General features: G+C 39.5%; 9 protein-coding genes. All 9 read left to right on the forward strand.

The features are described from left to right. Window positions 1-388, forward strand: a 388-nt coding sequence (locus GX437_09725) for a hypothetical protein (protein ID NLJ07935.1), incomplete at its 5' end; no start/stop codon positions are given. A 538-nt stretch (window positions 389-926) separates the two neighbouring features. After that, complete coding sequence (gene rocD / locus GX437_09730; GenBank protein ID NLJ07936.1) at window positions 927-2,150, forward strand: ornithine--oxo-acid transaminase; 1,224 nt, start codon at window positions 927-929, stop codon at window positions 2,148-2,150. Window positions 2,151-2,173: 23 nt separating this feature from the next. Continuing rightward, on the forward strand, window positions 2,174-3,094 hold the full coding sequence (gene pyrB, locus GX437_09735) for an aspartate carbamoyltransferase (protein NLJ07937.1): 921 nt from the start codon (window positions 2,174-2,176) through the stop codon (window positions 3,092-3,094). Further along, window positions 3,091-3,558 (forward strand): aspartate carbamoyltransferase regulatory subunit, encoded by a 468-nt coding sequence (locus GX437_09740; GenBank protein ID NLJ07938.1) that lies wholly within the window; start codon window positions 3,091-3,093, stop codon window positions 3,556-3,558. The genes pyrB and GX437_09740 overlap by 4 nt, the downstream gene beginning before the upstream one ends. Window position 3,559: 1 nt before the next feature. After that, complete coding sequence (locus GX437_09745; GenBank protein ID NLJ07939.1) at window positions 3,560-4,825, forward strand: DUF2029 domain-containing protein; 1,266 nt, start codon at window positions 3,560-3,562, stop codon at window positions 4,823-4,825. A gap of 85 nt (window positions 4,826-4,910) precedes the next feature. Further along, entirely contained in the window at window positions 4,911-6,068 is a 1,158-nt protein-coding gene (locus GX437_09750; protein ID NLJ07940.1) for an aminotransferase class I/II-fold pyridoxal phosphate-dependent enzyme, read from the forward strand. After that, entirely contained in the window at window positions 6,056-6,835 is a 780-nt protein-coding gene (locus tag GX437_09755; GenBank protein ID NLJ07941.1) for an amidohydrolase, read from the forward strand. Before GX437_09750 ends, GX437_09755 begins: the two co-directional genes overlap by 13 nt. A 62-nt stretch (window positions 6,836-6,897) precedes the next feature. Next, window positions 6,898-7,509 (forward strand): hypothetical protein, encoded by a 612-nt coding sequence (locus GX437_09760; GenBank protein ID NLJ07942.1) that lies wholly within the window; start codon window positions 6,898-6,900, stop codon window positions 7,507-7,509. Window positions 7,510-7,575: 66 nt separating this feature from the next. Then, window positions 7,576-7,916: hypothetical protein (locus GX437_09765; GenBank protein ID NLJ07943.1), on the forward strand; the 341-nt coding region annotated here is incomplete at its 3' end.

Here is a 7,916-nt window from a genome sequence, read left to right on the forward strand (position 1 = left end):
AAACTTTAAGGTGAATTTTGAACAATCTTATGTTACCACTTATGAATTGTGTGTGGATCGCCTGAATGAAGGCGGATTCCGGATCAGCAATCTGTATTTTATGCGAAAAGCCTTTATCGGATACTGGTTCAGGGGAAAAGAACTCGAATATCCTTCCTTTTTGTTTGATTATCATAAAAAGATGATTGACAATGACGTATTCGAAGGTTACCACTATTGGCTTTTTAAAACATTCTTTCCACAGGAATACAATGACTGGAAAAAAATCTTTGAAAAACAACTTACCAAATTTGAAAACTGGTTTGCCCAGAACAAAATTTCAGTTTCAGACGACAAACGGATGAATACCTACTATTATATGAACAGGCTGGAAGGAGTTAAGAAATAAGTGGGTTGGAAAAATATTAGCCACAAAGACACGAAGAATATAATTTTCAGGCATTTGTGCTTTATTGGTATAAAAAACTCCGTGCCCCTCCGTGTCCTCTGTGGTAAAAAAACTCCGTGCTCCTCTGTGCCCTCTGTGGTAAAAAAAATAACTCCGTGCCTCCGTGTCTCCGTGGTGAAACAAACCGTGCCCTCCGTGCTCTCTGTGCCTCTGTGGTGAAAAAAACTTAACCACCAAGACACTAAGACACTAAGAAAATAATTTGCAGAAATAAGAACTTCATAAATAAAAAAACTCCGTGCTCCTCCGTGCCCTCTGTGGTAAAAATAATAACTCCGTGCCTCCGTGTCTCCGTGGTGAAACAAACCGTGCTCTCTGTGCCTCTGTGGTGAAAATTCCCCCGTGCCTCCGTGGTGAAAAAAACCATCACTCCCTGGTTGAAAAAATAATCATCACCTTCCCTTTTCAGGATTAATTTCCTGACAAACTCTATATTTGCCATCTTGAAAATTTACACTTTAAAATCAATAAATTTATGATGACTGAAAATTTAAGTTCAGCCCTATTAATGGAACTGGAAAATCAATTCGGGGCACACAACTATCATCCCCTACCCGTAGTTCTGTCGCGTGGAGAAGGCGTATTTGTATGGGACGTTGAAGGCAAAAGATATTATGACTTTTTAAGTGCCTATTCAGCTGTAAATCAAGGACATTGCCATCCAAGAATTATCAATGCCCTTGTCGGACAGGCCCATCGTATCACGCTAACTTCCAGAGCCTTTTACAACGACCGTCTGGGTGTTTTTGAAGAATATGCCACCAAATATTTCGGTTACGACAAGATCCTGCCCATGAATTCAGGTGCCGAAGCTGTCGAAACGGCCATCAAGCTTTGCCGCAGATGGGGATATGATGTCAAAGGAATACCTGAAAATCAGGCTAAGATAATCGTTTGCAACGACAATTTCCATGGAAGGACTTCCACCATCATCTCTTTCTCAACCGATCCTACCTCCTACAAAGGTTTTGGCCCGTATATGCCCGGATTTATTCAAATTCCCTTCAACGATATTTCAGCACTCGAAAAGGTGATAAAAGCGAACGATATTGCCGGTTTCCTGGTTGAACCTATCCAGGGGGAAGCAGGTGTATTTGTCCCTGATGAAGGTTACTTAGCAGCCGCCTATCAGTTGTGTAAACAAAACAATGTGTTGTTTATCGGGGACGAGATACAGACAGGCATTGCCCGCACAGGAAAAATGCTATGCTGTGATTATGAACAGGTTCGCCCCGATATTCTTATTCTCGGAAAAGCTTTGTCCGGAGGAGTTCTTCCGGTTTCTGCCGTATTGGCTGATGATCCCATTATGCTGGTCATCAAGCCGGGAGAACATGGAAGTACTTTTGGAGGAAATCCTCTGGCCTGTTCGGTTGCCATCGAAGCCCTTCAGGTGGTGAAAGATGAAAATCTTGCAGAAAACGCATACCGCCTTGGTAAAATCTTCAGAAGTGAACTTGAAAAAATTAAATCTCCCATGATAAAAATCATCAGGGGAAAAGGTTTGTTGAATGCCATCGTGGTCAATCCGATGGAAAAAGGAGATGCATGGGATTTATGCCTTGCATTGAAAGAAAATGGCTTGCTGGCAAAACCCACTCATGGCGATAAAATCAGGTTTGCTCCACCCCTGGTCATTAACGAGGAACAAATACATGAGTGCGTGGCAATAATAGGAAAAACCTTAAAGCAGTTCGAATAAAAAACAATAACTTAATTTAAAAAATGAACAGTCTTAAAAACAGGAGCCTGGTATCCATAAATGATTTTTCAAAGGAGGAACAACTCCTGATATTGGATCAGGCAGCAGAATTTGAAAAAAACCCGCGTCAGCCGTTGCTAAACGGATATGTGATTGCATCCTTGTTTTTCGAACCGTCCACACGAACCCGTCTGAGTTTTGAAAGTGCCATTTCGATGCTTGGAGGCAGGATCATCGGTTTTAGTGAAGCAGGAACAAGCAGTGTTTCAAAAGGAGAATCCCTGAGAGACACCATCCGGACGGTCAATAATTACTGCGACCTGATAATCATGCGTCATCCCATTGACGGAAGTGCACGTTTTGCTTCGGAAGTTTCAAGGGTTCCGGTCGTGAATGCCGGTGACGGGGCTAATCAGCATCCTACTCAGACGCTACTGGACATGTACACTATCCGGCAAACGCAAAAACGCCTTGAAAATCTGAAGATCGGATTCGTTGGCGATCTGAAATACGGACGCACTGTCCACTCACTACTGATGGCGATGGCCAATTTCAACTGCGAATTTGCCTTTGTCTCTCCCCGGTTTCTGGCAATCCCACAGCAATATAAAGATAAAGTCAATGACCTTGGACTTAATTATTCTGAACACAACAACATTGGTGAAGTCATCAATGACGTGGATATACTATACATGACCCGAATTCAGCGGGAAAGATTTTCAGACCCTGCTGAATATGAAAAGGTGAAAAACTTCTATGAACTCAAACTTTCAGACCTTGAAAATGCCAAACCAGGTATGAAAGTGTTGCATCCCTTACCCCGTGTTAATGAAATCAATATTGAGGTAGATCAAACCGAAAAGGCCTATTATTTTGAACAGGCATTAAATGGTGTTTATGTTCGTCAGGCAATAATTTCAATGATTTTAGGAGTGGTATCATGAAAACAAATAAAATGAAAGAATTAATCGTCAATGCACTGGATAACGGAACCGTCATTGATCATATTCCATCGGCCAGTGTCATGCAGGTTGCACGTATCTTAAAGCTCGATGAATCAAAGTCCACTATCATCATGGGGATGAATATGGAAAGCAGTAAAATGGGCTCAAAAGGGATCATTAAAGTAAGAGAAACCTATTTCAAGCCCAATGAAATCAATAAAATCTCACTGGTAGCCCCTCAGGCCACGCTTACCATCATCGAAAATTATGATGTGAAAGAAAAAAGAATTGTTGAGGTACCTGATGAAATAGTAGGTCTGATACAATGCCCCAATGCAAAATGCATCACCAATCATGAAACAGTAACTACCCGGTTTCACGTGGTTAACAAATCTCCTGAGTTGAAGATGGAATGCCATTATTGTGAAAAAGTAATAGGAAAGGAAGATTTAAAATTCATTTAGCGTGTTTCACTATCTCTTCCATCAGTACTCTAAAAAATGGTGGGCATGGAGTTTTGCTTTGATTGTGCTTTTGGCAGGGATAGTTATTTGTTACATTAAAGCCCAAAGAATAACCGAAACAGTCACCGATTTATCTGTCTATTTTTTTTCAGGCTGGTTTTTTACTGAAGGAATGCCACTCTATGACCAATACTACAAAACTGTTCCTCCCTACCTTTATCTTCCTTTTATGGCCATGCTCTTTACTCCTTTAAATCTGGCCAAACCCGAAACAAGTGCATTTATTTTTAATCTTCTGAATCTTATTCTGATTTTTCTGGTTTTCAATACATTGTTTCATCTTTTGAGCAAAAAAAACACAGAAAAGCAAAAAATCCTTTTTCTGCTTTTTCTGGTGTTGATATTCTCTGCCCGTTATCTCTGGACCAACTTTGACCTTGGGCAAATCAACCTGTTGATAGTCTGGTTTATTTTGCTTGGTTATCAAAAAATGCTTGATAACAAAACTTTTCCAGCGACTGTTTTTTTTACGCTTGCTACCGGATTCAAAATTATTCCTGTCATTTTTCTTTTCTGGTTTTTTGTCCGCAAATTCAGTTTACGTCATCTGCTGATTTCAGCAGGCATTTTTATCATCCTGTTGCTTCTTCCTTTTCCTTTCAGGGGATATGAGCAAAGTATCCGCGATTTACATGATTTTTATACCCATGTCTTATACACCAACCTCCTTGATAATCAATTATTTTACAGGTTCACCAATCAAAGTCTTGACGCTGCCATCGGACGCCTTTTTTTGCCATCCGTTGGAGACAATCTGCATGTATTTCCCTATTTCCCTGTTAAGCCTGATATTGTCCCCATGATTGCTCTTTCCACCAAAATTTTGATTAGTATTCCTTTTTTACTTTTCATTTTCAGGCAGATAAAATCAAACAAAACCCTTTCCTTTTTTGAGCTCAGTCTTGTCTTTTTATTTATGCACATCGTTTCGAGCATTACCTGGAAAAATCACCTCGTCAGCATGACTGTGATTCTGATCCCGCTGTTTTACCTAATGTTATTTAACAAAAAACAGGTTAATATATGGTTTTTGATTATCATCTTATTGTTAATGACAATACTGAGTATGAGCGGCACTTCACTTGTCGGGCTAAAAATCGCTCAAATAGTCGGATCATACAGCCTCTATACCTTGTTATTATTAAGTCTTTACTTTTATTACCTTTACCTGCACTTTTTCAGACCACAATCATTTTCAGCTTGCTGATTATTTTTTAATTGAATTTTTAAACTTACTTTTGACGAATAAACGAAAGCGGGTTTAAAGCCCATTTATCAAATAATCAAGGTTTATGGTCATACTACAAGGTAATTTATCTCCCAAACTTCATGGGATAGGCGAAAGTATCTTTGCAACGATGACTAAGCTTTCAAATGAACATCAGGCACTTAATCTTTCACAGGGTTTTCCTGACTTTAACTGTCCTGCCAAATTGATTGAACTCGTCAATCATTACATGAACAAAGGGTTCAACCAGTATGCACCCATGCCAGGCCTGCCACGCCTGAAAGAAAAAATTGCTGAAAAGACAGAAAAAGTTTATGAGGCTGTTTACGATCCCGATAAAGAAATTACGATTACTGCCGGAGCTACCCAGGCACTCTTTACGGCTATTTCTGCTTTTGTCAAGGAAAAAGACGAAGTCATTATCTTTGAGCCGGCTTACGACTCTTATCTGCCAGCTATTTTATTGAATAAAGGCGTTCCGAAATATGTTAAAATGTCGCTTCCGGACTATAAAATCAACTGGAGCGAAGTAAAAAAACTTATTTCTTACAAAACCAAAATGATTATCCTCAATACGCCTCATAATCCTACCGGTTCAATCCTGACAGAAAATGACATCACTGAGTTGGAAAAAATCGTTAATAACAGGGATATTATTATTCTGAGCGATGAGGTATATGAGCACATTATCTTTGATGGACACAGGCATGAAAGCATTACTCGTTATCCATCATTAAGAGACAAATCACTGATCATCAGCTCTTTCGGAAAAACATATCATACGACTGGCTGGAAAATGGGTTATGTGCTTGCTCCGCCCGAACTAACCGAAGAATTCAGAAAAATCCATCAGTTTGTCGTTTTTGCTGTCAATACACCCATTCAACATGCCTATGCTGATTTTCTCAGCAACGAAGAGCATTATTTCGAGCTCAATGAATTTTATCAGAAAAAAAGGGATATTTTTCTGGAAGGCATTCAGGCATCCCGTTTTACTCCCATTCCATGTTCCGGAACCTATTTTCAATGCCTGAGCTATGAAAATATTTCAGAAAAAGGGGATTTTGATTTTGCAGTTGAGCTTACTGAAAAATATAAACTTGCTTCCATTCCGGTCAGTGTTTTTTATCATAGCCGTGATGACCACAAGGTACTGCGTTTTTGTTTTGCAAAATCAGAAGACACACTTAAAAAAGCTGCTGAAATACTATGCAAAATCTGACATTTTCACTGATTCAGTTTGATCAGGCATGGGAGGACAAAAAAGCTAATATCAGCAAAATAGAGCGTTTCATTAAAGAATATGTCCCGCATGAGACTGATGTTATTGTTTTACCTGAAATGTTTACAACTGGATTCAGCATGAAGCCGTCTGCACTGGCCGAAGCTCCCGATGGTGAATCATTTCACTGGATGAAACAAACAGCTTCAGCATTAAATAAAGCACTCTGCGGCAGCCTGATTATCAAAGAAAAGGGGAAATATTACAACCGTTTTTACTTCATTCAACCTGACGGCAATTATTACTGCTACAACAAAAGACATCTCTTTACAATGGCCGGAGAACATCATCAGTACACAGCCGGTAAGGAAAAACTCGTCTTTGTGTACAAAGATTTCCGTATCTGTCCGATGATCTGTTTCGACCTGCGTTTTCCGGCATGGAACAGAAATCTTGAAGATTATGACGTTTTGCTGATCGTTGCCAACTGGCCGGAAAAAAGAATTGCACACTGGGATCCCCTCATCATAGCCAGAGCGATTGAAAATCAATCTTATGTGGTAGCAGTTAACCGTGTCGGGCCCGATGGAAATGGTACACCTCACAACGGACACAGCATGGCAGTTGATCCGATGGGGAAAATTATTGCTTTTGCTGCTCATCATGAAACTGTACTGACATTTTCCATACAAAAAGATACCATCGAAACCACCAGAAAAAACCTGCCTTTTCTCCACGAAAGAGACAACTTTTTAATGAAAGATTAAAAATTTTACTTTTGGATACACAATGGTATTAATGATTTGTCTTTCACTTAAATAAAAAAACAATGAGAAGAAAAAGTTTCATTCTGGTTTGCATTTTATTTGCCGGAAGCCTGCTCCCTGCTCACCTGAAGGCACAAGGCTCAAAATCCCCGAAATTGTTTAAAAAGGAATGTGTGCTGTTGTATGAAGTCAACTTTGATAACCGCAACTACCTGTTTAACATCAGGATTGATGAAAATTCAAAAAAAGGTCTCATTTTCGACTGGTTCATGACATCAAACTCAGGAATGTCAGGAAAGGTCAAGGTTGCTCCCGAAGCACTTCAATCGGCCACATCCTATCTGAATTACTTCAACTTTAAATCGGATTATGTGCTGAATGATAAAAGCTGTGTCTGGCTGGCAAAAGATGTTTTTCAAAAACTCAAAGCAGGTGAAAAAGTTTCACTCGACTTAGGTGAAGGCCTGACAGCTGATTTTCAACTGGTTAAAGATAAAACCAGCTATCTGGTACCCGTATCTGTCAGGTACGGGGATATTTATGGTGTCAGTGCCATCAGGATAGAAGCTGAAAATGGTAAATATTTCATGTATATCCTTGACAATCCGGAAGATCCGGTAATTCTCTATATGGATCTGAACAGCTGGTATGTACGCCTGATCGGAATAATGTAAAAAAAACTGATATTTTTCATTACAGTTGTAACTTGCACCTTAATTTTTTTTCTTAAAAGGTGAGTAATGAAAAGTATTTTTATTGCCTTTAAAAAGTTAGTTGTCATTTGCTTACTGACGCCTTTCATTTTATTCAGTCTGAATGCACAGGATTTAAATCCCTCACAGCAGCCTCATCTGAAGGGTTACTGGAAGTTTCAGAATGCTTCAAACCTGACTAAAGCAACTGTGGGCAATGACCTTATTCTGGTCGGAAATCATCAGTGGGTAAACGGTCCTCAGTCCGGTGATACAGCGAGCAGGATTGCCATTGGAAGTTATTATAAATGTTACCATCAGATAGCTGCAAACGGAGGTGGTAACATGGTCAACCGCTATACACTGATGTATGATTTCAAAATTTTAAG

The sequence above is a fragment of the Sphingobacteriales bacterium genome (genome assembly GCA_012517435.1).
In the GTDB taxonomy this organism is placed as follows: Bacteria; Bacteroidota; Bacteroidia; order CAILMK01; family JAAYUY01; genus JAAYUY01.